Genomic DNA, 25,081 nt, shown 5'->3' on the forward strand with positions numbered 1-25,081 from the left:
TCATGGAAAAGGTCCGGTTAGGTTTAAAAGAAAACTGGCAACAGTTTACGCTCTTGGTCATTATCAACGCATTTGTAGGGGGGATGGTAGGATTGGAGCGGAGTATTCTGCCCCAAATTGCCGAAGTGGAATTTGCCATCGCTGCCAAAACGGCCATTCTTTCCTTTATCATCGTCTTTGGTATTGTAAAAGCCATAACCAATTACTTTGCGGGAGTATTTGCCAATAAAATTGGCCGAAAAAACCTACTGATTATCGGATGGCTTTTCGGTTTACCGGTACCTTTTATCCTGATGTACGCTCCGAGTTGGGACTGGATCGTAGCTGCCAATGTACTATTGGGCATCAATCAAGGTTTGGCCTGGAGCAGTACTGTGGTGATGAAGATCGACTTGGTGGGAGAAAAGGACCGGGGATTTGCTATGGGGCTGAATGAATTTGCCGGGTACCTGGCTGTGGCTACTGTAGCATTTCTAACCGGTTTTATTGCAGCTGAATTCGGACTAAGGCCATACCCTTTTATTTTGGGGATTGCTTTGGCCATAGGAGGTCTATTTGGCTCCATTTTCCTAATTAAGGATACAAGAAAACACGTGGCTGCAGAAAACACCTTATCTGATATCACCCGCCTATCCAATATATTCTGGCAGACTACTTGGAAACATAAAAACCTGGGTTCGGTGACGCAGGCAGGCCTGGTCAATAACCTGAATGACGGCATGGCATGGGGTATTTTTCCTATACTTCTGGCAGGAAAAGGTTTTAATCTGGAGGAGATTGGAATTGTCACCGCGATTTACCCTGCGATCTGGGGAATAGGACAGCTTTTTACAGGAAAAATGGCTGATATTTTCAATAAAAAAGGACTCCTTTTCATTGGTATGCTCTTGCAGGGTCTGGCATTGGGACTTTTCTTTTTTGCTGAAAGTATGACGCATTATGTGATCCTTTCTGCCTTATTGGGCTGGGGTACTGCCATGGTTTATCCTACCTTCTTGGCTACAGTAGCAGATAACACCCACCCTGAAGACCGGGCCAACAGCATTGGGGTTTTCAGGTTGTGGCGCGACCTTGGCTATGCCATAGGAGCCATTTTGACTGGATTAATAGCCGATGCGTTAGGGATTGAGGTGTCTATTTTAACCATCGCCGGACTGACCATAGTATCAGCTTTGATCATCGCTGTAAGAATGGATAGTGGAAAATAATTACTCTATGGTAATTCGTCGCCGAACAGAAGAAAATGGTCCATCAAGCTCCTTTCCATCCTTCTTGACCAAATGAAGGCTTATGCTGTATGCACCGGGACCCAATCCTGAAACCCTGACAGGGCTGACCTGCTCCATAGGGTACCTCATGCTGTCCACTTCCAAAATTACATTAAGCCTGTCCTTGTTCATGTCCCCACCCAAAAGGAGGAAATCTACGGTAATTTCCTCTCCCTGGGCATACCTTTGATCATTGTGGGGAAGGTTCATTATCACATAGGGTTCGGCCTGATAGGGAAAAGCCCTTGTCTCACCAACCATAAAATCCCTATCGACATAGTTACCGAACTCTTTCAGGGCCAAGCCCTCCTCATCAACCAAATAGGCTACTGCCCGATAAGTTCCTTGATTTAATTCTTTTTGGAAAATAGGGGAATTATACCCAACAGGATCATTACCATTGAGTACCATTTTCAATTGAAAGCCGCTTAAACCTGCGTCAAAAGGATAATTCTTGATGTTGAATTCAAATGGCACCTTGCCAGGTTTAAACTTTTGGTTTCCCAATGGGCTATACATTTCAACCATGGCGTCCGGGTATTCATTTTTCTCTTCATAAAAATAAAACCGGACTTCTGATGCCGATTCGACTAAACTGTCCAATACGTCTGTACTTACTACCAGTTCTCCCTGTTTTTCTCTAGAAGTACCACAACTTGCGGCAAAAAAAACAAGTAAAACATAGATTGATAGAATGCTCTTATTCATGCTTATGGCGGCTAATCCACCAATTTATTTAAAATTCCATGAAAATGGCGTACCTTTCGGCATAAATATTTACCAAATATGACTGAGATTTTATATGATGAAATCCCATCTCTGGATCTGGCTGATTTCACCTCCGGAGATGCAGAAAAAAAAGCTGCTTTTGTAAAAAAGTTGGGCGATGCGTACCAGAACATTGGCTTTGTGGCCATTAAAAATCATGGTTTAAATCAGGAATTGCAGGACAGGCTTTATGCAGTAATCAAAGAGTTCTTTTCCCTTCCTGATGAAACCAAAGGCAAATATGAAAAACCCGAAATTGGCTTCCAAAGAGGCTATACAGGAAAAGGTAAAGAACATGCCAAAGGTAGAAATACGGGGGACCTTAAGGAGTTTTACCATGTAGGTCAGGAACTGGCCGATATTCCGGATTCAGATCCCATCAAAGCAGAATATCCCGCCAATATCTGGCCGGAAGAATTACCCGAGTTCAAAGCAGTGGCTTTGGAAATCTATAAGACTTTGGAAAATGCGGGCAAAAACATGCTCCAAGCGATTGCCCTGCATTTAGGACTGGAGGAAGATTACTTTGAAAATAAAGTGGCCTATGGCAATTCTATCCTTAGACAAATCCATTATTTCCCCATTGAAAATCCTGATGCCGTACCGGCAGATGCAGTACGGGCTGCAGAGCATGGGGACATCAACCTGATTACACTATTGATGGGTGCTTCTGCTGATGGATTACAGGTTTTGAGGAGAGATGGAAAATGGATTCCAATCACCGCCTTGCCGGATCAATTGGTGGTAAATGTTGGAGATATGTTGGAAAGACTCACCAATAAAAAACTGAAATCCACCATCCACCGCGTAGTCAATCCACCACGTGAAATGATGCATACCAGCAGGTATTCTATTCCATTCTTTATGCACCCACGTTCAGAAATGGATCTTACCTGTCTGGAGAGTTGTATTGATGCAAACAACCCCAAACAGTTTGAAGATGCGACAGCTGGGGAATTTCTCGAAGAGCGTCTCAGGGAATTGGGACTTAAAAAATAAAAGATGTCAGTCCAGAAAGTACGATATTACATCTACCTAAAGGACGTTTTACTACTTTCTGTCACTGCATTTGGTGGCCCTCAAGTCTTTCTCTCCATGGTGCTCGAACTCATGGTGAGAAAGCGGGGTTACATCAAAGAAGAGGAACTTTGGGAACTGAATGCGCTCTGTCAGATTCTTCCCGGCCCAACCTCTACCCAGACCATTTCTGCCATTGGATACCGCATAGGGGGTCCTTCATTGGCCTATTTGTCACTTTTTGTTTGGATATTACCGGCCACTATCCTGATGATTACGGCAGCTTTTTTGATCGATTACTTACAGGAAAATACCCCCGGAGCCCTCAATTTTGCCAAATTCATTCAACCCATGGCCATAGGTTTTATCATCTATGCCGCCCAAAAAACCATATTCAAAATGGTGAAAACTTCAGAGGCTACCGTACTGATGATGTTTTCTGCCTTTGTATCCTTTTTCTACAATTCACCCTATGTTTTCCCGCTTCTCCTAGTCGTGGGAGGAGTCAGTACGTCATTGAAATTCAGGGACCAACCCAAAGAAGAGGGGGATAAAAAATTGGTAATTTCATGGGCCAACTTTTTCTTATGGGGAGGAGTATTGGTCGCCGCAGCTGTATTGGGTGCCATTACCAAAAACCAATCTGTACTGCTTTTTGAAAATTTCTACCGAAACGGCTCACTGATATTTGGAGGAGGTCAGGTTTTGGTACCCTATCTTTTCACAGAATTTGTGGAATTCAAAAAATTCCTCACCTCTCAGGAGTTCCTCACCGGCTATGGCATCGCACAAGGTATTCCAGGACCAACCTTTAGTATCAGTTCATACGTAGGCGCACTTTCCATGCGGGAATATGGTATTCCAGGGCTACTTACAGGAGGATTTGTGGCAGCCGCGGGTATTTTCTTGCCCGGGACTTTCCTCATCTTCTTCGTTATCCGGTTTTGGGACCAACTGAAAAAATACAGACCCGTCCGAGCCGCCCTTGAAGGTATAAATGCGGTGAGTTGCGGGATGTTGATAGCTGCCGCTTACCTGCTTTTCGAACCCTTGGATGCCAATCTATTCAATATCCTGGCGATTTTTGGCACCTACTTGCTGCTTCAATTTACCAAATTGAGCTCTCCAATCATCATCATCATAGGGGTAATGGCGGGTATTGGGTACAATTGGATTTTCTGACTTCTTTTTTTAGGTTTTGCCACAAAGGCGCTATGACACTAAGTTATTTAAGATTTTAGATGTAAGAAATAAGATTGAAATAGAATAGAAACTGGTGCTTTTTCGAAAGTTCCGAACACCAAATGTTCGGGATAAGTTGAAATTGGGATATGCATTCTAAATTCTAAATTCCTCATTCCACATTATTATTTCTTCATTTATGCCTTTGCGTCTTCGTGGCAAAATCAAACCTTGAGCCTTTCTAAGCAAAGGGTTTTTCAACAGAAGGACTGGGCTGGGTAAAATACTCTGGTCCATTCTCTGTCATGTAAAAACAGTCTTCCAAGCGTACGCCAAACTCACCCACGATGTATATGCCAGGTTCGTTACTGAAGCACATTCCTGCCTGCAAGGGGGTATCATTGCCCCGAACCAAATTGGTCCACTCGTGTCCGTCCATACCGATGCCATGCCCTAGGCGATGAGAGAAGTATTTATAATCTGGTCCAAACCCTGCTTGATCAATCACAGCTCTCGCTGCTGCATCCATTTGTTCACAGGTAGTGCCAGGTTGTTTGGCCAATTCAAAAGCTGCCGTCTGTGCTTCTTTCACCACATCCCACACCTCCTTCTGTCTGTCATTGTGCTCTCCAAAAACAATGGTCCTGCTGATATCTGACTTATAGCCTTCTACTGTACAACCACCATCCGCCAAGACAATATCTCCAGGTTTTAGGGTTTGTGTTTTGCTACTGCCATGTGGGAAGGCAGACCATTCTCCAAAATTGGCTCCAATGGAACCACTAAAGCCCAATTTTCGATGTGCTTCAGATGCAATGTCCCTAAAGTCATATTGGTTCATACCTTCGTACAAAGAGTCGAACAGGATTTTATACGCTTCCAAAGTGGCCGTATTGGCCGCTTGCATCAAGGCAATTTCAGCTGGAGATTTGAAGATCCTACAACCTGCGGTCACCCCATCTCCATTGACGAAATTGATCCGTGCTGTTTCACTTTTGATGCCATCATAAAGAAAAAAGCGACAACGCTCTTCAATGGCCACCTTTTGATTCGGTGTTCCTATATCCCGCAATAGTTTTGCGGTAAGGGCATAAGGGCTTTCATGCTCTTCCCAAGTCAGTACTTTATTACCGAACTTTACCAACTCCTCCACTTTGTCCTGTTCAAACCCTGGACAGATGTAAGCAATGTCTCCTTTGGCAGGGATGACTGCGGCGACCATTCTTTCGGAAAGGAAAAAATCAAAATCCAGAAAATATTTCATGCTCGTGCCCGGTTCCAGGAAAAGCGCATCGATTTTTTGTTCCTGCATCAATTGCTGTGCTTTGGCGATTCTGGACAAGCGCTCTTCTTTGGAAATCGGCTGGATATTGAGATTAAGAGGCTTTACTCCATCCATTTTCTTGCCTTCTGCTTCATTTTCAGAGCTGGCACAAGAAATCATAGGCAGTGCAATTGCAGGAGAAAGGGATGCCCATTTGACAAATGATCTTCTGTTAAGTTTCATGGCTGACTGGTTTTTTCTTTGAATTTAAGGACAAGTGCAGAAAAAGCGATTGGAATTTTAGCAAGAGGCGTGAATTTACTTTGGAAACAATTTCTTAGCAGTTAATCGGAAAATTAAACCCTTCTTGTAAATGTTCCCTTCTTTGACTTATTTAGCATCTGAATTAGGAACTTTAGCTCAGTTGGTTTAGAGCGCTGCCTTGACAGGGCAGAGGTCGTGGGTTCGAATCCCTCAAGTTCCACTTTTTTAGACTTTTAGAAGCGAGAAACGAGAGAATAGACTCGATTTTGACCGTATAGGCGATTGCTTATAAGAAACAAGAACCAAGAGACAAGAAGCAAGACTCGTTTTTCAGAAGAGTTGGCGATCTTTTTTAGAAACGAGAGACGGGAAGCGAGCTTGCCTAGCTTTAGGTAGGAGGTTAGACTCGATTCACTTTGGAAGAACTATCTGGTCTTTTGTCTTTAAATATGCTATTCGAAATAAGTTGAAAAAGCCTTTGACGAAATATTTTTTGCGTGCACGCCAATAAAATATGACCCATTCTGGGTCAAATACTCCAAGCTGAAATGTTGATTCTACAAATATATGACCCTTTCAGGGTCGGGAAATCGGAAATCCCTATTAATCAGATTATTTAAATCAGGCTAAAATTATCCCGAAGGGATAACATATCTATAGAAGAAATTCGGATATATGAGCCCTCCGACCCCGAAGGGTGTCGAATATCATTAAAATGGCGTGACTCTTTGAGGGCTGGTATTCACCATATAGATTCCTTTTTTGTAACTACATATGGTTATCCGATAAATTACCAGTAAAGGAGACTTAGGAATAAAGGGAATGGGATATTTATTTTATTTGTACGCATGGTTTCGTGGATCTATTGCTTCAAATTCAATTTTCTATGGATGGCAAGCGATAAATAATGATTTGTGGATTTATCTCCGGAAAACTTTCATGGTCACGCAAAATGGAGTAAAACAGGTCCCCATTCAACGGCTTTGGAATCATTTCATCTGTCATCTCCTGATCAAATAATTGCCTTAAATGAACTAAGGGACGATTGTTTTCCAAATCAATTACTACAAAATAGGAACGATGGTCATATACAACACGTACAAACGCTTTTTTATCGGACATCACCACTTGGCTTATCCCCAGCTGAAGGGTGTTGTCAAATCCGCTTAAATGAAGCAGGTATTCAGGAACCAAATAATCCTCCTTTATACTAAAGATCGTGTCTGTGTTAGCATAAGATGATATATCTCCCCGGATGATTGACATATAAAACAAGGTTGTGTTGTTTATCCGACTTAATATCCTGGGGATAGAATGGATAATTGTGTAATTTGAATGATATCGGTAAAGCGGCTTTTCTTGGTGTTTGACTTCAAGGGTTTTGGGATCAATTGAGCTTATCAACACCTGACGGGGTTTTTCTCTGGTGCCAATTAGCGTCTCCTGAACAACCAGAAGGGTATCATTATCTTTATAGAAGGAGATAGGATGCCCAAGCAGTTTATTGCTTGTTGATTCAAATTTTCCTTCGAGGGAATAGGAAATCACGGTCATTTTTTGCCAATCCGCCACAAGCACAATATTTTCCTTTTCATCTAAGTGAATCGCATAGGGCATAGTATATTCATCTGGCCCCTCTCCATTCTCCCCGATTTTCCCTAAAAAACTACCCTTGTTGTCAAATTTTAATAGACCCTGTCTTCTGTCTATTAGAAGAAAGAAGTCTTGCGAAAAAGCCAAATCGTGGACTGAAGTAAGAGGAGGGTTTCCCGTAGCTTCAAGGTTGATTGTGTCCAGAATTTCAATCTGCAACTCCGGGAAATCACCCAACAAAAAATCTTTACGGATTTCAATGGTTTTGAATGATGACAGGGCCTCGGAACTGTCTTTATTGCGACAACTTTGCATGAATAGGATGAAAAGGCCCAAACAAGTCAAAAGGAAAATTTCAGGGCTGTAAAAATGGTGGTTACCCTTTTTCACTTTCATGTGGTTATCATTTCAATTTTCCTTATCTGATTCCTGCCCAACACCTTACCGGGACTAAGTCTTACCATTTCTAAACTAAAGAATAATTTTTAAAATCCCTAATCCAGCATTGATTATAACCTTTTAGTTCCCAGTTAACTGCATCATTCGAGGATCAAGAAAAACCAAAGATTATTCTAAAAAATCCGTTCTACACCCTCTCCCCAAAACTAATTAATAAGTAAACTTAAAATATGCTGAATTTTGGCCTTTTTCTATAGTTTTTAAAAATAATGTTCGACTACACCATCATCATGATCTTCAAGGCATGCCTGGTTTCCCATGCCCAACTCAGCAATAGTGGTTTGAATTGGAGATTTGATGCTTAGTTGACGCGTAAGTTCTTAATTTTAGCTAAATTTATGAACTCAACTTCATATTTTTAGCTAAATTTGTGAAGCTAGATCCCGGCAAATTATGGAAATACAGAGAAAAATCCTTTGTCATTTTCAGGCTTTCAGCTTTTAGCAGGAATCTGAGGAAAGAGATTAACAAAAGCCAAAAAATTTATTTTTACGATCTGGGAATCCGAAATGCCATTATCAGAAATTTCAGCCCCTTGGATGTCCGATTGGATGTCGGAGGCTTATGGGAAAATTTCTGTATCAGTATATGGTTAAAATACAATCACAACAATAGAAGATTTGTCAACACCTAGTTTTGGAGGACCTATGACCAACAGGAAATCGACTATATCGAAGAAGTGGATGGAAAGTTTCACTGTTTTGAATTCAAATATACCCTCCGTACCAAATCCAAATTCCCTAAGATATTTCAGGAAACCTATCCGGAATCAGCGTTCAAAGTCATAAGCCCAAAGAATATTTATGAATTGGCGGGTTTGGGATAATCATAGCCTGAATTATATCTGCCTATTAGCAAGTTGGGGAAACCCTCACCATAAGATTTTCGCTTTGAGTCATTTTGATTAAATTTAGGTTAGGAAAAGGATGTCGAAAAACTTTGGTTAATGGAAAATACCAGGCCTCCCGCTTAATGACCATAGGCGATATTGCCAAATCGGCTGTTCTTATAGGTTTGAATTGAATTTGGAGGCGTTTTTTTGGGGATTTTAGGTAATTAGAGACATTTCCCAAACCCAAATTAATCGCTAAAATCACAACTTATGCTTTTTGTATCAGTATACTAAAGTGTACATTGTTTATCATTTAACACCAAAAAAATGGATTTAACGAAAAAAGCAAAAGAAGAATTAGAAGAACGATTGGAAAAAATTGAAAATTTTATTGCAAAAAAAGGTTTGGGATCAACCTACCTACAAAAGGCCCAAAAAACACAAAGAGACATCAACCTGCTTCTCGCTTTAGGTGGTGTTCTTACCATTGCCGGCCTTGTCCTATGGATGAAAGTGAGGAACGACGAAGAATAAACTGGTTTTTAAAGATTTTCGATCAATGGGTTGATTAATTTCAACCCTTTGATCCAATCAAAGTCATTAATATTTGCTGTATCAATCGAGCGTCATCTGTACTAATTGTAATTCTATGCTCTGTGACTAAGTGATTTACATTTAATTTTACCAAATTCTTTCCATTTTTTAGATAAATATCATTTTTAACTCATGCATTGCTATATCCAATATCTACTAATATCCAATATCCACAAATATCTCTTTCAAATCCATTATCCCCCTTCTCCAAAATTCACCTTGTCCCCTTCTTCAAATACCCTTATCTTACGGGATTAAAATTTACATCTATGAAGAAACTATACACGCTGATTCTTGGCTTGCTGCTCAGCTTCCAGGTATTTGCCCAAAAAAGCCCTGAAGATTTTCTGGGCTACCAAATGGGAGAAAGATTTACCCCCCATCATAGGGTAGTGGATTACTTCGAACATTTGGCCTCCACCCTGCCCAATGTTAAATTGGTATATTATGGGGAAACCTATGAAAAAAGACCGCTATTCGTAGCCATTGTTTCCAGCCCAGAGAATATTGGAAACCTGGAGAATATCCGCTTGGATAACCTCAAAAGAACGGGCATGGCAGAGGGCAGTCCAAGCACTTCCGTCGCCATCAACTGGATGTCCTACAATGTGCACGGCAATGAAGCTGTGGGCACGGAAGCTGCCATGAAAACTTTTTGGCAGATCGCTGATCCCAACAATGACTTATCCAAAGATTGGCTGAAAAGTCAGGTGCTCATCATTGATCCATGTGCCAATCCAGACGGAAAAGACCGCTATACGGTTTGGTACAACCAAAAACAGAATAAAAGACTACAGCCAGACCCTCAGTCTATTGAGCACTTCGAACCTTGGCCTGGAGGTAGACCAAACCATTACCTGCTTGATCTGAACAGGGATTGGGCCTGGCAAACGCAGGTAGAATCTGAACAAAGATTAAAGCTTTACCATGAGTGGATGCCACACCTTTTTGTGGATTTCCATGAGCAAGGCATCAATGACCCCTTCTATTTTGCGCCTGCTGCCCGACCTACCCACGAGCAGCTTACCCCTTTCCAACATGAGTTTCAGGAAATCTATGGAAGAAATACTGCCCGGTATTTTGATGAAAATGGTTGGTTCTATTTTACCAAAGAAAGATTTGACCTCCTTTACCCGTCCTATGGCGACACTTATCCCATGTACAGTGGTGCTATCGGAATGACCATAGAAAAAGGTGGGTCTGGACGTGCCGGATTGGGTATGTTGGACGCCTTGGGAGATACAGTTACGCTTAAAGAGAGAATAGAGCATCAGCATTATGCCGGTATTTCCGCCATTGAAGTTACCTCCCAAAATGCCGGAAGACTGGCAGAAGAGTTCAGCAATTATTTCAAAAGCAACAGCACCAACCCAAGAGCCAAATACAAGAGCTTTGTGATCAAAGGAGACCAAAATCCGGAGAGAGTAAAAGCCCTGCTTGCCCTAATGGATAAAAATAAGATCCAGTATGGATTTGCGGGAAACAGGTCGGGATTGAGAGGCTTGGATTACAATACAGGAAAGACAGCGACTTTCTCTACTACTGAAAAAGACATTGTCATCAATGCTTACCAACCCAAATCGGTATTGACCCAGGTACTCTTTGAACCCGAGGCCACCCTACAGGACAGTATCACTTATGACATCACGAGCTGGGCAATGCCTTATGCTTACGGCGTACAGGCTTATGCCTTGGAAAGCCGTTTGGATGCTGCCAAGAAGTTTGAAAAACCTGCTTTCACCCCAAACAAAGTGGACGGAAAACCATTGGCTTACCTGGCCCCTTGGCATGCTACTGTCCACGCTAAATATTTAGCAGCTTTATTGAATGAAGGAATCAGGGTAAGGTTTGCAGAATTTGACTTTGAAATCGGTGGTCAGTCCTATCCGGCAGGCACCTTAATTATTCACAGGAATGGCAACCAATACGTGGCCGATTATGACAAAAAAGTCGTAGACCTTGCCAATACATTCGAGATCAGCCTGCAAACCAGTAATTCCGCTTATGTAGACAAGGGGAAAGATTTCGGTTCACCCGATGTCCGACCCATTGTCAAGCCTAACGTTGCCCTTCTCGGTGGTAGCGGCACCTCTTCCCTGAATTTTGGAGAGCTTTGGTATTTCTTTGAGCAGGAGTTAGATTATCCAGTGAGTATTCTGGAAGCAGAAAACCTGACAAGATTTGACCTTTCCAAATACCATGTGATCATTTTGCCATCCAGCTGGGGTTCCTATCTCAATGAAAGCAATATGAACAAGGTAATGGACTGGGTCAGAAATGGCGGCAAACTGATTGCTATTGAAAATGCATTGAATGCTTTCGCTGACAGAAATGGCTTTGACCTAAGCCGCTATGATACAGAGGAGGAAAAAAAGGCTGCTGAAAAAGAGCAAAAGGAAATTCAGAACGTGGAAAGGTTAGAACCTTATCAGGAAAGGGAAAGGTTGGCCATTGCCAATGCTGCCGCAGGAGCCATTTATGAAGTAACCTTTGACAAAACCCATCCACTGGGATTTGGAATGGGAGGCAAATTCTACACCTTGAAAAACAACAGTTCCCGTTATTCTTACCTCAATAATGGCGTCAATGCAGGAATCATCCCAAGCAATGATGCTTACCGCTTTGGCTATATCGGCCACAAAATCAAACCTAAAATGCCAAAGTCTATGGTATATGGCGTAGAGCCCAAAGGCAGGGGACAGATCGTCTACATGGTGGACAATCCGATGTTCCGTTCCTTCTGGGAAAGCGGCAAGTTGTTGATGGCGAATGCGGTGTTTTTGGTAGGACAGTAGTTTAGAAGCTAGAATTAAGAAGCTAGAAGCAAGACTCGATCTGTGTATAAGTGGAGATTTTGTACGAAGTACCATGTACCAAGAAAAATTTCGAGCAAATAGCAAGCGAGCTTACCTACCTTCAGGTAGAAAATGAGAGTTTAGAAGCGAGAGTTTAGAGACAAGAGACAAAGAAGCAAAAGGTCGGATTTCGGAAGGCTGATGTAGGAATGATTTGAAGTAAGTTAAGGTCTTATTCCTTGTGTCTTTTGTCTCATATCTTATAATTCGAAAAAAGCGGAAAAATCTGCGAAAATCAGCCCAATCTGCGTCATCCGCGTTCCATTATTATTGGAAGCATTGAGACACTAAACCTCCTGGACATATCCTATCCAGGAGGTTTTTTTATGGTAAGGCTAAAGAATAAAAATCAACTTTCAGAAATACTTCCTGAAAAAATCTTCTGACCATGGTTGCATACAGGCAAACTGAAATTGAAAATCAGCATAGGTATCCGTAAATAATTGATACTTTTTATGTTTAGCCATTCGTTCATCAAACTTAGCTTCTATCGCTATTGGTGGATGTTCATCAGGTAGAACAAAGTCAATCTCCTTCCCATCAGCTGTCCGCCAAAACCGGATTCCATCCAGCCCAAACTTATCAACCACCAAACGGAAAACGGCTTGTTCCCAGATTTCCCCCTTATCCAAGCGTTGATGGATTGGCGTAAAGTTGTTGAGGAGGGAATTTCGTAATCCTGCATCTAGTAAATAGCCCTTAGGCATTTTAACCAATTCCTTTCGCAGATTGGCATAAAAAGGTCTAATCAGGGAAATATGAAAACACTTTACCATCACTCCAATATAATTTTGAATAGTCTCATTTCTGGACTGTAAGGTATTGCTCAATTCATTAATGTTAACCAACTGACCTGTCTGAGAAGCCAACAATTGAAAGAGTCGATAGAATACAACTTCATTCTGAACCCCCGATTCAATGATATCTCTTTTGATAAATGAATCCCTTATTTCTTTGAGCATTTCAATTTTTTCAGGAATTGATTTTTCAGAAATGACGGCAGGGTATCCTCCATACAGCATAAACCCTTCCCATTCCAGTTGCAGCTCATGGAGTCTTAGACTCTTCGCATGAGGCTGATTTTTAATCCGAGCAGCTTCCTCCCAAAGTTCTTCTTTCCCACTTAATTGCAAGTACTCTTCAAAATCAAAGGTGAATAGATTAAAAATCCGCTTTCTACCAGCCAATGAATCGTTAAAAGTTGAATCTATATAAAAAGCACTACTGCCGCTGGCTACAATCTTCAATAAATGGTTGTATTCATCAAACAAAAGTTTCAGAAAATTGGACGGGTCAGATAGGTATTGAATTTCATCGAGAAAAACAATGGTTTTAACTTCCTGATTTGGGAGATAAGCCAAAAGGTTAAGAGGGTTGGCGTCCAATTCTGCCAAGAGCATTTTATTCTCTAAATTTATAAATATTTCGGGTATGCCGTTTCGCTTACAATGTTTTCGCAAATCATTCAAAAGTGTAGATTTACCCGTCTGCCTAGCACCTGTCAGTATCGTGAATTCTTTCTTTGAAAGATGCTGTACAAGCTTGTTAAATAACTTCCTAATCATTCCCATTTAGTATCCAAACACCAATATTAGTAAAATTATCCGATATTTTATCTATTTAGATAGTAAAATAATCTGATATTTTATCTATTACACTAGTAAAATTATCTGATTTTACCCTGCAAACAACTATCCCCAATAGTCTGATAGTACTTAAGCGTAAAAATTCAAACTTATATTCTCACATTAAATTTTTGATTTTTTGTTTCTCAATTTTTTCATTAACTTTTTAGTCTCAAAACTGAGGCTTTATGAAATATACGCTAGCATTAGTTCTTTTCCTTTCACTAATCTTTGCCTGTAATCCATCAAAGGAAGCTAAAATGGATTTCAGCCAACGCACAATTACTATGGATACGGTAATGGTGGATGCTAAAGACGAGATACTATTTTTAATCGGGGACTTGATGATGTCGGACCTTTCTTCTGACAAACAATTCCTGTACTATTTTAACCCCATGAACCTGACTTTGGAAATTGTGGACCTGGACAAATTGGAGTTTGTAAGGCGGGTTTCTTACGAAGAAGAGGGTCCAGATGGAGTAGGAAGGTTTCCCATGCAATTTCAGGTGCTGTCTGGCGAACAGTTGTTTATTGGAAGCTTTACCCATCGGGGAATTTTTGACCAGAAAGGGAGAAGAGTAAAAGATTTAAATTTTAAAATAGATGAATTTATAGGTGAAAAAGTTACTCCTAATTACTTTGAAAAAACATTAAAAGTACATCCAACAAATCCACAAAAATTGATTTCAATTTGGAATGACTGGGGTGATGCTCCCAATATTTTCGGAATAATTGACACGCAGAAAAAAGTTTTTGAAAATTTACCCATACCAGCATTCGATTATCTTTCAGAATTTCGAATGATTTATGCTGATGGAGGCATTACCCGGGCAGTTTTAGGAGAAGACTCACAAATCACTTTAGTAAATAACAAAAGTATTTTGTCGAACAACATAGGTTCAGATGTCTATATATATGACTTTGAGACTGAAAAATTAAACCACATGCCCACAAGACATCAATCACTCCCGTCAAGAAAGTCTCTTAAAATTCCGCAAATAGTAGAGTCAATGCCAGAATTTCATGAACTCAACCGCAAACTAGGAGAAGACATCAACTTTACCGCACCTGTATGGGATGAAGAAAATGAAATTTACTATCGCTTTGCCTACTACATGAAAAACAAAGAAGTAGATGGCTTGCATCAACAGGCAGGGGCTGAGGTGTTTTTAATTGCGCTGGATAAGAACTTTGATTTAATATCCGAAACGCTACTGGAATTGTATCATAAAATCCCTGGGTGCCATTTTATCAAAGACGGCAGGATCTGGATTTTTGAGAACATGGACGACGAAATGGCATTTGTCCGTTTGAATCTCTCCCACAACTAAAAAAATTTATGAAAAAATATGCACTCACCTTCTTTTCGATAATCTTATATGCCTGCGGAGGGAATACAACTGAAACCCAAACTGATTTCTCCAATATCACTTTCACCATGGATACAGTGATGGTCGATCCTGGAGAGGAAATTATCAACCTCAGAGGTGGCTTGTGGAACAGTACGATGAATTCGGACTACTCCAAGCTTTATCTTTGGGACAATCAAGCTTTTACTTTAGATATTATCAATCTTGATGAATTGGTTTTGGAGAGAAAAGTACCTTTTGAAAAAGAAGGTCCAAATGGGGTTGGTCCCAATGTCAATTGGATAGATTTGGTAGATGAAAATCAAATTCTCCTCGCCAACTTTCAGGGAATTGGCAAATTTGACCTTAACGGGATTAAGTTATCGCACCATAAGCTTGAAAAGGATAAGTTTGAAGGAGACAGTTTATTAGAAGGAGAAATTTTTCAAAGAAAATCTTTTCCTGTAGCAGGTGGAAGTGTGATTTACGGTTTGCTGGTAAACCCTTGGTTGAGCCCAAAAGTATCATTGTCCAAAGTAGATTTTGAAGCCAAAACCATCAAAAAAATGAAATTGCCCGGTGAAGAAGAGTTGCCGGATTATGTGGTGAATGGAAATACTGAAAATATATCAACTATTATTACTTCTGAAAAAAACCTCCAAAAATTTGGCAATAAGCTGATTCTATCCAGCACAGGCTATACAGATCTATATATTTTGGATTTGAAAAATGACAGTGTTTACCATGTAGATTATTCTCCAAAGCTATCGGCGAAAGCAAAGAAAGGTGGCTATCCATCAGAAGTCAATACAGTGGAGCGTTTGAAAGAAATCATTCAGGTCATACATGGAGAAATCAACTTTCAACCACTGATTTGGGATGATAAAAATAAAAGGTTTTACAGGTTTTCCTTCGAAACCAGCCCCATGGAAAACACTGATTGGCCCTTATTTCAACCAGCTGTACTAAAGCCTTTATCAAAATTATTTTTGAGCATCTTAGATGAAGATTTTAACCTTTTAGGTGAATCCGAAGTAAGCCACTTGGGTAGTGTGCCTATTTATGCCTTCGTCAAAGACGGAAAAATCTGGTATTACGTGAATGTGGATGATGAACTTGGTTTTGTGAGGATGGCTTTTGATTGATGATTCCTCCATTAAACTCATACCATGACTCTGAGTCAAGGCATGAGTACGGCTCTAAGCCATAGCATAATTTTTTTTTACCATGAAAAACGCAACCCAAACTTTCATTTTTCATGCATAAAACTTTTAATTCAAAATTTTTAAACCTAGATTTACCATGAAAATCGAAACTCAAACTTTCATATTTCATGGTAAAAAATCGCTACATCTGGACTTTGCTTCAGGAATATCTGGATTTATTTCCTGCTGTGGGGATAGTTGGGCCAAGACAGGTCGGAAAGACTACCTTGGTACAAAATCTTACCTTGGAAAAAGAAAGGATATATCTAGATCTGGAAAAGTCCAGTGACCGGGCCAAGCTTTCTGACCCAGAACTTTTTCTTAAAGCCCATGAGGATAAAACCGTCATTCTGGACGAAATCCAAATGATGCCGGAATTGTTTGCTGAACTCAGGAGTCTGATTGACGAAAAAAGAGAACCGGGAAGATTTATCATTTTAGGTTCTGCTTCCCCGGAATTGATCCGCAAATCTGCAGATTCCTTGGCGGGAAGGATCGGGTATTTGGAATTGACTCCATTTCATTTAGGAGAATTGGAAAATGGTGACATGGACCGATTATGGATCCGCGGTGGTTTTCCGCTTTCATACTTGGTAGCCTCAGAAAGGTCAAGTAGGTTGTGGAGGGAAAACTTTATCAAGACCTACATTGAAAGGGATCTTGGCCTTTTGGGTTTGAATACGGATCCTTATCTGGTGGAGCGGTTTTGGAGAATGTTGGCCCATGCCCAGGGCGGATTGCTTGTTTCGGAAAACTTCGCAAAAGCGCTTGGGATTTCCAGGCCCACGGTCAATAAATATCTGGAATTTTTGCACGGTTCCTTTATGGTCAGACTTCTCCAACCTTACTTTCCCAATGTGAAAAAACGCCTCGTCGCTTCTCCAAAGGTGTACATCCGGGACTCCGGTATTTTGCACAGCCTTACGGGAATTGACTCTTATGAAGACCTCATTAACCAACTTTTGGTCGGCAATTCTTGGGAAGGATTCGTGATAGAACAGATTTGTAATGTGTTGGGAGATGAATACGAATATTATTTCTACCGTACGCATCAGGGTGCGGAATGTGACTTGCTATTGATCAGGTCCGGAAAAGTGAAGTATGCCATCGAAATCAAAAACACCTTATCTCCAAAAATCAGCAAAGGCTTTAGGATCAGTATGGAAGATACGAAGGCAGAAAAAGGAATTTTGCTGTCAAGGATACAGGACAGCTATCCATTGGATACAAATCTGCAAGCTATGGGGCTAGGAGAGTTTTTCAAAACAGTGGAAAGGTATTCAACAGCTTCATAAAATTATGTTCTCAATGTCCAAAACCTATTCATGCCATGACTCGAGGTCATGGCATGAATTTCGCACGACGATAAAATATTCCTAATCATAAAACAATCCCGGCAAATAAAGCGATATCTCAGGCACATAAGTAACCAGCAGCAAAATAATCAAGCTGACCAATAAAAACGGAAATCCTGCCCGGCTGATTTTTTCTAAAGAAATATTCCCAATGCTGGAGGCTACAAATAAGCAGACACCAACCGGAGGTGTGGTCAAACCAATCACCAAATTCATCACCATAATAATCGCAAATTGAACAGGATCTACACCCACATGAACAGCTACTCCCAAAAGTACCGGAAATAAAATCAACAAGGCCGCAATGGTCTCCATAAAGGCCCCAACAAATAGCAGCAGCACATTGATCAATAACAAAATCAGGAATTTATTTTGAGTCAAATCCAAAAGCCCAGCGGCAATCATTTGAGGAATTTCCTCCACTGTCATGATCCAGGCAAAGAGATTGGCGAAGCCCACCAAAACCATTAAAGAAGCCGTCATTTTCGCAGAATCCAACATGATTTTAGGAAGCTGAACCCATTTCAATTCTTTGTAAACCAACAATCCTATGACCAAGGCATAAACCACCGCTACAATAGAGGCTTCTGTAGGCGTAAAAACACCTCCGATAATACCGAACAAGATCAAAAGTGTCATCATCAATGCCCAAAAGGCCTGATAAAAACGCTTGGCCATGACCATCCATGAGGCCCTTCCCTTTTTGGGGTATTTTCGCTTGACCGAGATAAAATAGGTCAGGCCAAGCAATCCCAACCCAAGTAACAGGCCTGGAATGATTCCAGCAACAAAGAGTTTGCCTACCGACAAACCGGTCAAGGTAGCGGCAATGATCATCGGCAAACTGGGAGGAATTATTGGCCCCAAGGTAGAAGAGGTGGCCGTCACTGCGCAGGAAAAGGCCTTGTCATAACCTTCCTTTTCCATGGCAGGGATCATCACCGAACCAATGCTGGCTGTATCTGCTATGGCCGTTCCGGAAATTCCACCAAAAAGCATGGACGCACCCACATTGGCCAAACCCAGTCCTCCACGTATATGCCCTAACAGGGCATTGCAAAAAGCAATAATCCTTTGGGTAATGCCTGATGCATTCATCAGGTTACCTGCAAGGATAAATCCAGGGATGGATAGCAGTACAAAAACATCCAAGCCTGCATACATTTTTTGGGGAATAACAATCAAAGGAATATCTGAAAAAAGCAAATAGACCAAGGATGACAACCCCAAAGCAAAGGCTATGGGAATGCCAATAATCAGGAAAACCAGGAAGGACAAAAACAGGAGTAGTATCATCTGCTATTTCTGATGTGGTTAACATTTTTTATTAATTCCAGATAAGCATATAAAATGACCAAGAGTGCCATAAAAAACATGGAAAGATAAATCAACGCCATGTTGATTTTCAAAGAAGCTGACTGCTGCAACTGTACAATCCTGATCAAAGGAATGGAATACCATAACATCAGTCCCATCAACAAGATGATCAACATCAGGATAAAACTATCCAAGATAACCCTTTTCCTTTCCCCCAATGACTGTAATAGGATGTCCACATTGACATAGGACCGGTCCTTAATAGCCAATCCAGTCCCTAGACTCACCATATAAATAAAGGCAAACCTTGCCAATTCCTCTGTCCAAGGAGGAGACCAAGGAAGCGCATACCGGGCAAAAACCTGCAGGCAAACCGTCAGTATCATCAGGATAAAGCAGCCTATGACAGCCAAGTCCAAAACCTTATCTAAGCTCCTGAATGCGCTCATACAATTCAATTTGTCCTTTGGTAAAACTTTCTTGGACAGCCTTCCTTGCCAACTTCTCAAAAGCCCCCTTATCTACTTGAATAAATTCCATCCCTTTATCCTTTAAGTATTGTGCATCCAATTCTTCCTGTTCTAAAAAAAGTTGGTGTTCATACTCCTGCATGACCTGGGCCGAGGCGATAATCACTTCTTGCATGTCGGCTGGTAATTTTTCAAATTGTTTATTCCCCATCACCACATAAGCCCAACCCTTGACATGTTCGGTTAAGTTGACATATTTCTGAACCTCATAAAGTCCCGCATTTCTGATCAAGGCGAAAGGATTTTCCTGTCCATGTATGGTGTATTGTTGCAATGCTGTAAATACTTCCGAAAAAGCCATGGGTGTGGGCTTGGCACCCAAAGCCGACCAAGTGGACACATATAAGGAGACATTGGGCACCCGAATGATCAGCCCTTTCAGATCATCAGGATGGCGGACAGGTACGTTGGTAGTAAGGTTTCGGGCACCTCTTTCGAAATAAGCAATGGGACGTAAACCTGCCACATCAATGATATGTTGCGCGATTTCTTGACCGATTTCACCTCCTGCTACCTTATGGAGATGCTCTGAATCCCGGATCGCATAGGGAGTGGCACATAAAATGGCATAAGGAAGACTCCAGTTTTCCAAAGACTCGGCGGTGACCATGATATCCATCACCTCTCCCAAAATTCCGGTAATCATATCCATTTCTTTCCCCAACTGCTCATTGGGATAGACCTTTACTATCATTCGGCCCTGAGAGCGCCGCTGTACTTCTTCCGCAAACTTCAATGCAGCTTTATGCCATATATTCTGCTCATTAGCCAAGTGACCAAAACGCAAGACATATTCCGCTTTTTCCTGTGCAGGGTCTTTACCACAGGAAAATATCAGTAGTGAAAAAAAACAAATCCCAAAGAACCGAAGGTGGGGCATAAGAACTGATGGGTTAGCAGTTCTAAAAGTTATTAAAAAATATGGAAAAGTATGGAATTATATGAGGAAAGGCCCCTCCAAGGGTTTGAAACCCTTGGAGGGGTATATTTTTAAAAAGGAATCCTCACATTCAATGCAATATTTCTACCCAGTTGGTTGATCCCAAAAGGCCTGAACAAGGACATATGGTCCAGATAGGTCTGGTTCAACAAATTCGTCCCACTCACATAGACATCCAATACATTGTTGGCTACTTGGATATTCCCGCCAATATTTAAGCCTAATAAATAGTAACCGGGAGTTGCTTCTTCCAAAGGCGCTGCCCTATTTTGGTCAAACACAAAAGAGCCCAGCAAGCTGATGTAAGGCCGCTGAATTCTTCCTATATTTTTTAACCTGAAATCTACATTTTGTGCCCATTGGAAGGCTGGGATATAAGGCAGAAAAGTATCATCTGATCGACGCTGACCTATAACCCTGCTATAAGAAGAACCAAAGTTCACCCACTTGGCTGCATTGGGCTGATACCCCAATTCCAATTCTCCTCCATACAACCTGGCATCTGCCTGTTCAAAGACCCAAACCGTCAAATCCTCCACCATCTCATTGGTAGGCGAGAAGAAGATATAATTGTCGATGTGGTTATAAAAGATCTCTCCCGAAATGGAAAAGCCATTATTGGTGTACCGGATACCAAAATCTGTTTGTACGTTTTGCTCACGAACAAAAGATGCATCTCCACGCTCAAAACGGCTAGTACCAGGATGGGGGCCATTGGAAAACAACTCCGCCAAATCAGGGGCTCTAAAGCCCTGCGCTACATTCAGTCGGAACCTCCAATGGTTATCTGGTCTAAAAGTAGCTCCTCCGCTGGCAGTTACACCATCAAAAGTCCTCTCCAAACGCCTATCAGCAGGTTCACCTGGCAATACAAAGCCATAATCTACCAAATTTGGAGCACTGGCATCAGCAATCACTTTCCGGTAATCATAGCGCAATCCACCCTGAATGACCCATTTATCCTTATTGTAATTCAGCAAAGCATACACCGACCTGTCATCTTTGGAGGCATCTGGGATCAGGATTTCCTCCGCCTCTTCCATATTGGTATTCTGCAAATAAAAACCCTGCACACCAAAAATGGCCTCAACATGTTCTGTTATGGTTTTGTAGTATTTGATATCATACATGAAATTGGACTGACGCAGTCCAAGGTCCACTTCATCAAAATCATCTTCAATTTCTTTTCTCAGGTTCATATGGTAGCCAAAGGTGGCTTTCAACCTGTCCTCTCCAATAAACACATTGGTTTCGGAATTGAAGAAATGATCCCTTACATCCTGAAAAGGCAACTGCATGGCCCGGTCATTTCTTGTGGTTACCAATTCATCCAATTCATCTTCTTCCAAAATTCCCAATCGCTGTTTCAGGTAGGTATACCTGATTCGGGTATCCCCCCATTTTTTCTGTAATCCTACACCTGCTTTTACATTTTGGGTATTGAAGCGGGTATTTCCCACCGTATTACCGTCTCCGTCCAAATAGTCCGCATGGGATTCCGCTGCCCCTCTTAAAGACCAAACGAAGCCATTTTCAGAAGCGCCCTTAACACCAACTTCAGACCTTCCTCCTAGAGAATTGCTAAACCCTCTTAGGTTGACATCCCCTTCTATTTCTCCTGCTTGTGCATCTCTTTCTTCAATCAAATTGACCACTCCTGCCATGGCGCCGGAGCCATAGATGATGGAGGCCGGACCCTTGATCATCTCGATATTGGCAATACCAGTTTCAGTCATGCCCAACCCATGGTCGGCACCCCATTGCTGATTTTCAAACCTGGCCCCTTGGTACAAAGAAAGCACCCTGCTAAAAGAAAGTCCACGGATTACGGGTTTGCTTATACCAGGCCCTAGAGAGATTTCACTTACTCCAGGTGTTCTTGCCAAAGCAGACATCAAGTTAGGTGCAGGCATTTTAAGCAAATCCACCCTGTCCACTTTTTCTATACTAATAGGAGAGCTTTCTTTACTCATGATATAAGCCCCGGAAACTACCACCTCATCGATAGTCGTAGCATATTCTTCCATTTCAAAAAGCAAATCCTTATCTGCATTTGCTTTCAGTGTTTTGACAATAGTGGCATAGCCTAAAAATGAAATCTGGAGTTTAATATTCTTTTCAGGGATTCCTGCGATTTTGAAAATCCCGTCGAGGTCAGTCACTACCCCCCTGTTTAATTCGGGCACAAAAACTGAAACCCCTGGCAGTGGCAAACTGGTATTTTTATCGACAACTTTCCCGGAAATGGAAAAGTCCTGTGCTGCCAGTGCCCCTATAAACATAAAGAACATGGCTAGCAGAAATATATATCTCATTGCTTGTATTTAATGATGTTGGTAAATTGGAATTGGTATGCCACTAAGGGCATCGATGAAAAATCAAACGTAGATCGGGGGACCTCGCAGGTCAAAACCAACTGCCACTTCCAACCGAAAATCATGGGAGTAAATAGCTGAAACCTGATCTACTTCCTGCACAGGAATTTCAGGTATGGCAATAGAAAAATCACAGACAAAATAGTCTGCATGCGCCAAAAGATCTAAGAAGAACAATTCTTTCTCGCTATGGCCATGGGCATCAATATCGCCTAAATCTGAACAAAGAATGGGGTGGGCATGCGTAATAATCCTTCCATTATCCAATTCGTGGGAGTGGAAAAACAAAACACCATTGGCCAGAATGGTCAGCATCAAAGCTAAACTCAAATGGCTAATCAACGGAAGTATGTTGCGAAGGATTTTCAAAGTGTAGTTTTACACATGTTAATAAGGTAAATTTAGTAAATTTTGTTTGATTAGACCTAGCTATTTTATTTTTAAGGCATAACGAATCTTAAATTTAGGCTAAGCTTAAAAGCTTATATGTGCCTCTTTCTCCTTAAATTTCAACCATGATTGATTTTGATTTTAGGCCAACGTCTTATTTTGACGGTACTGGACCGTCTTCTTTACTGGTCAAATTAACTTATCCCGAAAGCCAATGGGGTGACGAAATAAATATCTACTGCACTGTGCTGGACGGTGAATATCAATTTGAAGCCATTGACTTTTATGGAAATGAAATTCAATTGAATCCTGAAAAATCAAATGAACCACTTAGTGTACAGGAAATAATATTATTAATAGAGACCATGGAGGTCAAAAACAAAAATCCGCAGGGAAACATTGAATTGACCTTAGCTGGTATCCCCGAAGTAGAAAGTAAATGCTATCCGAATTTGAATAGGTACTTTGAAGAAAAAAGGAAAACCTTTGGATTGGGTTAAAAGTCAAGAATGGTTTCGTATGACCTGCTCAAGATATGATATGTCCTAAACCAATAATCATAGGTCTCAAAGGGAACACAATCATTCAGTTCAATGCCTTGATAATTAATCCTTTCCAAGCTGTTCTTAGGCAGCCAGCTTCTCAGATCATTGGCCTGATCTATGGTAAGCTGACCCAACTGGATCATTTTTTTACCCTCTATCTGAAATGGTATTATTCGGTTCATTTTTTTATTGTTTTCACAAATGAAAAAATAAAGATGCTCAAACCAGTTAATCAAAAATTATGATTGTGTTAATTTTAAGATCATCCAAATAGACAATATGCTCAATATCCTTTTGATACCCATTTTTCTTCTTTTTGGTATACTCCTTCAAAAGGTAAAAAAACTACCTTCTGGACTTTCAGCCTATCTCAATCAGTACCTCATTTATGTAGTGCTCCCCGCCTTGGCATTGAAATATCTTCCGTTTGTGGATATGGATGTTAAATTACTGCTTCCTATTGCATCAGCCTATATCAGTTTTGGCCTTTCATGGTTAATTTTTGGTTCCTTAGGCAAAAAGTTAATATGGTCAGATGGTATTACCGGTTGCTTAATCATCACTGCAGGACTGGCCAATACATCATTTGTTGGCTTTCCCATTGTTAGAGCGCTATACGGTGAGGAAGGCGTAGAAATAGCACTGCTGATAGATCAGGCAGGCTCCTTCATCATCGTCAGCAGCATTGCCATTATTGTGGCCTCCATTTATGGAAAAGGTAAAAAAAGGAAGCGGGACATCAGCTGGAAAATACTCAGCTTCCCACCTTTCATTTTCTTTGTTCTGGCCATCGGGATGAATTGGCTGAAGGTTTCTACACCATCTTTCATCATGCCGGCCTTGGACTGGATTGCTTTCAGTCTGACTCCTGTAGCCTTGACATCTGTGGGCCTTCAGGTAAAAATCAACTGGCAAGGCATGAAATCATATTATCTATGGTATGGGCTTCTTTATAAACTGATTTTTATTCCCTTGGTGATCTGGGGATTGTTCAAGCATGTCTTTGAACTGGAAGGCTTACCACTTCAGGTATCTGTCATAGAATCAGCCATGGCACCCATGATTACCGGTTCCATCATTGCGATCAGTCATGACCTGGAACCTAAATTGGCATCTCTACTGGTAGGCGTAGGCATCCCGCTTTCTTTCGTTACCATTGCCTGCTGGTATTGGTTGATTGGCTAATTAGGGCATGCTGAAAAACGCCAATTGGAGAAAAATTTCTTTCAATTTTGAGGAATACCCCATTTATTAAGAGTAGTCTTTTTAAGCAGGTGCAAACTTATTGAATGATCTAGTTTGATTTGTGTGCACTTGAAAATTTCAAAATTCGAAATTTTCAGGCTAGCCCCAT

The 25,081-nt window shown here is 41.1% G+C and carries 21 protein-coding genes, 1 tRNA gene and 1 pseudogene; 13 read left to right on the forward strand and 10 right to left on the reverse strand.

Features of this window, described 5'->3' with window-relative positions:
• Positions 1–2 precede the first annotated feature (2 nt).
• The gene (locus tag B879_RS11285) at positions 3–1,208 is read left to right on the forward strand and encodes an MFS transporter (protein ID WP_009185312.1); all 1,206 of its coding nucleotides are present in this window, start codon (positions 3–5) and stop codon (positions 1,206–1,208) included.
• Here B879_RS11285 and B879_RS11290 read toward each other — a convergent pair whose 3' ends face one another.
• The gene (locus B879_RS11290; protein ID WP_009185313.1) at positions 1,209–1,976 is read right to left on the reverse strand and encodes a hypothetical protein; all 768 of its coding nucleotides are present in this window, start codon (positions 1,974–1,976) and stop codon (positions 1,209–1,211) included. It abuts the gene before it with no gap.
• A 78-nt stretch (positions 1,977–2,054) separates the two neighbouring features.
• On the opposite strand from B879_RS11290, the gene B879_RS11295 reads away from it, so the two are divergent.
• Together B879_RS11295 and chrA are read left to right on the forward strand one after the other, a co-directional pair.
• Positions 2,055–3,035, forward strand: a complete 981-nt coding sequence (locus B879_RS11295) for an isopenicillin N synthase family dioxygenase (protein ID WP_009185314.1) — start codon at positions 2,055–2,057, stop codon at positions 3,033–3,035.
• Positions 3,036–3,038: 3 nt separating this feature from the next.
• A complete protein-coding gene (gene chrA / locus B879_RS11300) occupies positions 3,039–4,235 on the forward strand; it encodes a chromate efflux transporter (RefSeq protein ID WP_009185315.1) in 1,197 nt (398 codons plus the stop codon).
• 241 nt (positions 4,236–4,476) lie between these two features.
• On the opposite strand, the gene B879_RS11305 is transcribed toward chrA, so the two are convergent.
• Complete coding sequence (locus B879_RS11305; RefSeq protein WP_009185316.1) at positions 4,477–5,742, reverse strand: M24 family metallopeptidase; 1,266 nt, start codon at positions 5,740–5,742, stop codon at positions 4,477–4,479.
• Between the two features lie 166 nt (positions 5,743–5,908).
• Here B879_RS11305 and B879_RS11310 point away from each other — a divergent pair.
• A tRNA-Val gene (locus tag B879_RS11310) sits at positions 5,909–5,983 on the forward strand.
• A 656-nt stretch (positions 5,984–6,639) separates the two neighbouring features.
• Here the strand turns inward: B879_RS11310 and B879_RS11315 are convergent.
• Positions 6,640–7,752: a DUF4934 domain-containing protein gene (locus B879_RS11315; RefSeq protein ID WP_009185317.1), complete on the reverse strand. Its 1,113-nt coding sequence runs from the start codon at positions 7,750–7,752 to the stop codon at positions 6,640–6,642.
• Positions 7,753–8,185: 433 nt separating this feature from the next.
• Between B879_RS11315 and B879_RS23000 the strand changes: the two genes are divergently transcribed.
• The 4 genes and pseudogenes from B879_RS23000 (at position 8,186) to B879_RS11330 (ending at position 12,036) form a co-directional block, all read left to right on the forward strand.
• On the forward strand, positions 8,186–8,449 hold the full coding sequence (locus tag B879_RS23000) for a DUF4143 domain-containing protein (RefSeq protein ID WP_009185318.1): 264 nt from the start codon (positions 8,186–8,188) through the stop codon (positions 8,447–8,449).
• Between the two features lie 12 nt (positions 8,450–8,461).
• Positions 8,462–8,641 (forward strand): annotated as a pseudogene (locus B879_RS23685) (ATPase); the annotation flags it as partial.
• A 333-nt stretch (positions 8,642–8,974) separates the two neighbouring features.
• Entirely contained in the window at positions 8,975–9,181 is a 207-nt protein-coding gene (locus tag B879_RS11325) for a hypothetical protein (protein WP_009185319.1), read from the forward strand.
• 329 nt (positions 9,182–9,510) lie between these two features.
• Positions 9,511–12,036 carry a M14 family metallopeptidase gene (locus tag B879_RS11330; RefSeq protein WP_009185320.1) on the forward strand — a complete coding sequence of 842 codons (2,526 nt, stop codon included), beginning with the start codon at positions 9,511–9,513 and terminating at the stop codon, positions 12,034–12,036.
• Positions 12,037–12,452: 416 nt separating this feature from the next.
• On the opposite strand, the gene B879_RS11335 is transcribed toward B879_RS11330, so the two are convergent.
• The gene (locus B879_RS11335) at positions 12,453–13,667 is read right to left on the reverse strand and encodes an ATP-binding protein (protein WP_306413698.1); all 1,215 of its coding nucleotides are present in this window, start codon (positions 13,665–13,667) and stop codon (positions 12,453–12,455) included.
• A gap of 242 nt (positions 13,668–13,909) precedes the next feature.
• Between B879_RS11335 and B879_RS11340 the strand changes: the two genes are divergently transcribed.
• The 3 genes from B879_RS11340 to B879_RS11350 all read left to right on the forward strand — a co-directional run bounded on the left by B879_RS11340 (position 13,910) and on the right by B879_RS11350 (position 17,570).
• A complete protein-coding gene (locus B879_RS11340; RefSeq protein ID WP_009185322.1) occupies positions 13,910–15,052 on the forward strand; it encodes a DUF4221 family protein in 1,143 nt (380 codons plus the stop codon).
• A gap of 8 nt (positions 15,053–15,060) precedes the next feature.
• On the forward strand, positions 15,061–16,215 hold the full coding sequence (locus tag B879_RS11345; protein WP_009185323.1) for a DUF4221 family protein: 1,155 nt from the start codon (positions 15,061–15,063) through the stop codon (positions 16,213–16,215).
• Positions 16,216–16,403: 188 nt separating this feature from the next.
• Positions 16,404–17,570: an ATP-binding protein gene (locus B879_RS11350; protein WP_009185324.1), complete on the forward strand. Its 1,167-nt coding sequence runs from the start codon at positions 16,404–16,406 to the stop codon at positions 17,568–17,570.
• An 81-nt stretch (positions 17,571–17,651) separates the two neighbouring features.
• On the opposite strand, the gene B879_RS11355 is transcribed toward B879_RS11350, so the two are convergent.
• The 5 genes from B879_RS11355 to B879_RS11375 all read right to left on the reverse strand — a co-directional run bounded on the left by B879_RS11355 (position 17,652) and on the right by B879_RS11375 (position 23,161).
• Entirely contained in the window at positions 17,652–18,926 is a 1,275-nt protein-coding gene (locus B879_RS11355) for a TRAP transporter large permease (RefSeq protein WP_009185325.1), read from the reverse strand.
• Complete coding sequence (locus B879_RS11360) at positions 18,923–19,396, reverse strand: TRAP transporter small permease (RefSeq protein WP_009185326.1); 474 nt, start codon at positions 19,394–19,396, stop codon at positions 18,923–18,925. The genes B879_RS11355 and B879_RS11360 overlap by 4 nt, the downstream gene beginning before the upstream one ends.
• Complete coding sequence (locus B879_RS11365) at positions 19,371–20,357, reverse strand: TRAP transporter substrate-binding protein (protein ID WP_009185327.1); 987 nt, start codon at positions 20,355–20,357, stop codon at positions 19,371–19,373. The genes B879_RS11360 and B879_RS11365 overlap by 26 nt, the downstream gene beginning before the upstream one ends.
• A gap of 110 nt (positions 20,358–20,467) precedes the next feature.
• A complete protein-coding gene (locus B879_RS11370; RefSeq protein ID WP_009185328.1) occupies positions 20,468–22,732 on the reverse strand; it encodes a TonB-dependent receptor in 2,265 nt (754 codons plus the stop codon).
• A gap of 63 nt (positions 22,733–22,795) precedes the next feature.
• Positions 22,796–23,161, reverse strand: a complete 366-nt coding sequence (locus B879_RS11375; protein WP_009185329.1) for a DUF8478 family putative metalloprotein — start codon at positions 23,159–23,161, stop codon at positions 22,796–22,798.
• Between the two features lie 146 nt (positions 23,162–23,307).
• Between B879_RS11375 and B879_RS11380 the strand changes: the two genes are divergently transcribed.
• Positions 23,308–23,682 carry a hypothetical protein gene (locus B879_RS11380; protein ID WP_009185330.1) on the forward strand — a complete coding sequence of 125 codons (375 nt, stop codon included), beginning with the start codon at positions 23,308–23,310 and terminating at the stop codon, positions 23,680–23,682.
• Here the strand turns inward: B879_RS11380 and B879_RS11385 are convergent.
• Positions 23,679–23,909 carry a hypothetical protein gene (locus tag B879_RS11385; protein ID WP_009185331.1) on the reverse strand — a complete coding sequence of 77 codons (231 nt, stop codon included), beginning with the start codon at positions 23,907–23,909 and terminating at the stop codon, positions 23,679–23,681. The two genes, B879_RS11380 and B879_RS11385, sit on opposite strands and share 4 nt — an antisense overlap.
• 97 nt (positions 23,910–24,006) lie before the next feature.
• Here B879_RS11385 and B879_RS11390 point away from each other — a divergent pair, with 97 nt between their 5' ends.
• Positions 24,007–24,912 carry an AEC family transporter gene (locus tag B879_RS11390; protein WP_009185332.1) on the forward strand — a complete coding sequence of 302 codons (906 nt, stop codon included), beginning with the start codon at positions 24,007–24,009 and terminating at the stop codon, positions 24,910–24,912.
• The last annotated feature ends 169 nt before the right edge of the window (positions 24,913–25,081 follow it).

It is taken from the genome of Cecembia lonarensis LW9, assembly GCF_000298295.1.
GTDB lineage: Bacteria > Bacteroidota > Bacteroidia > Cytophagales > Cyclobacteriaceae > Cecembia > Cecembia lonarensis.

Excerpts from the sequence above, each read along its gene's own strand:
- B879_RS11285 (WP_009185312.1), top strand. The coding sequence starts at position 3 with ATGGAAAAGGTCCGGTTAGGTTTAAAAGAAAACTGGCAACAGTTTACG.
- B879_RS11290 (WP_009185313.1), bottom strand. The coding sequence starts at position 1,976 with ATGAATAAGAGCATTCTATCAATCTATGTTTTACTTGTTTTTTTTGCC.
- B879_RS11295 (WP_009185314.1), top strand. The coding sequence starts at position 2,055 with ATGACTGAGATTTTATATGATGAAATCCCATCTCTGGATCTGGCTGAT.
- chrA (WP_009185315.1), top strand. The coding sequence starts at position 3,039 with ATGTCAGTCCAGAAAGTACGATATTACATCTACCTAAAGGACGTTTTA.
- B879_RS11305 (WP_009185316.1), bottom strand. The coding sequence starts at position 5,742 with ATGAAACTTAACAGAAGATCATTTGTCAAATGGGCATCCCTTTCTCCT.
- B879_RS11315 (WP_009185317.1), bottom strand. The coding sequence starts at position 7,752 with ATGAAAGTGAAAAAGGGTAACCACCATTTTTACAGCCCTGAAATTTTC.
- B879_RS11325 (WP_009185319.1), top strand. The coding sequence starts at position 8,975 with ATGGATTTAACGAAAAAAGCAAAAGAAGAATTAGAAGAACGATTGGAA.
- B879_RS11330 (WP_009185320.1), top strand. The coding sequence starts at position 9,511 with ATGAAGAAACTATACACGCTGATTCTTGGCTTGCTGCTCAGCTTCCAG.
- B879_RS11335 (WP_306413698.1), bottom strand. The coding sequence starts at position 13,667 with ATGGGAATGATTAGGAAGTTATTTAACAAGCTTGTACAGCATCTTTCA.
- B879_RS11340 (WP_009185322.1), top strand. The coding sequence starts at position 13,910 with ATGAAATATACGCTAGCATTAGTTCTTTTCCTTTCACTAATCTTTGCC.
- B879_RS11345 (WP_009185323.1), top strand. The coding sequence starts at position 15,061 with ATGAAAAAATATGCACTCACCTTCTTTTCGATAATCTTATATGCCTGC.
- B879_RS11350 (WP_009185324.1), top strand. The coding sequence starts at position 16,404 with ATGGTAAAAAATCGCTACATCTGGACTTTGCTTCAGGAATATCTGGAT.
- B879_RS11355 (WP_009185325.1), bottom strand. The coding sequence starts at position 18,926 with ATGATACTACTCCTGTTTTTGTCCTTCCTGGTTTTCCTGATTATTGGC.
- B879_RS11360 (WP_009185326.1), bottom strand. The coding sequence starts at position 19,396 with ATGAGCGCATTCAGGAGCTTAGATAAGGTTTTGGACTTGGCTGTCATA.
- B879_RS11365 (WP_009185327.1), bottom strand. The coding sequence starts at position 20,357 with ATGCCCCACCTTCGGTTCTTTGGGATTTGTTTTTTTTCACTACTGATA.
- B879_RS11370 (WP_009185328.1), bottom strand. The coding sequence starts at position 22,732 with ATGAGATATATATTTCTGCTAGCCATGTTCTTTATGTTTATAGGGGCA.
- B879_RS11380 (WP_009185330.1), top strand. The coding sequence starts at position 23,308 with ATGATTGATTTTGATTTTAGGCCAACGTCTTATTTTGACGGTACTGGA.
- B879_RS11385 (WP_009185331.1), bottom strand. The coding sequence starts at position 23,909 with ATGAACCGAATAATACCATTTCAGATAGAGGGTAAAAAAATGATCCAG.
- B879_RS11390 (WP_009185332.1), top strand. The coding sequence starts at position 24,007 with ATGCTCAATATCCTTTTGATACCCATTTTTCTTCTTTTTGGTATACTC.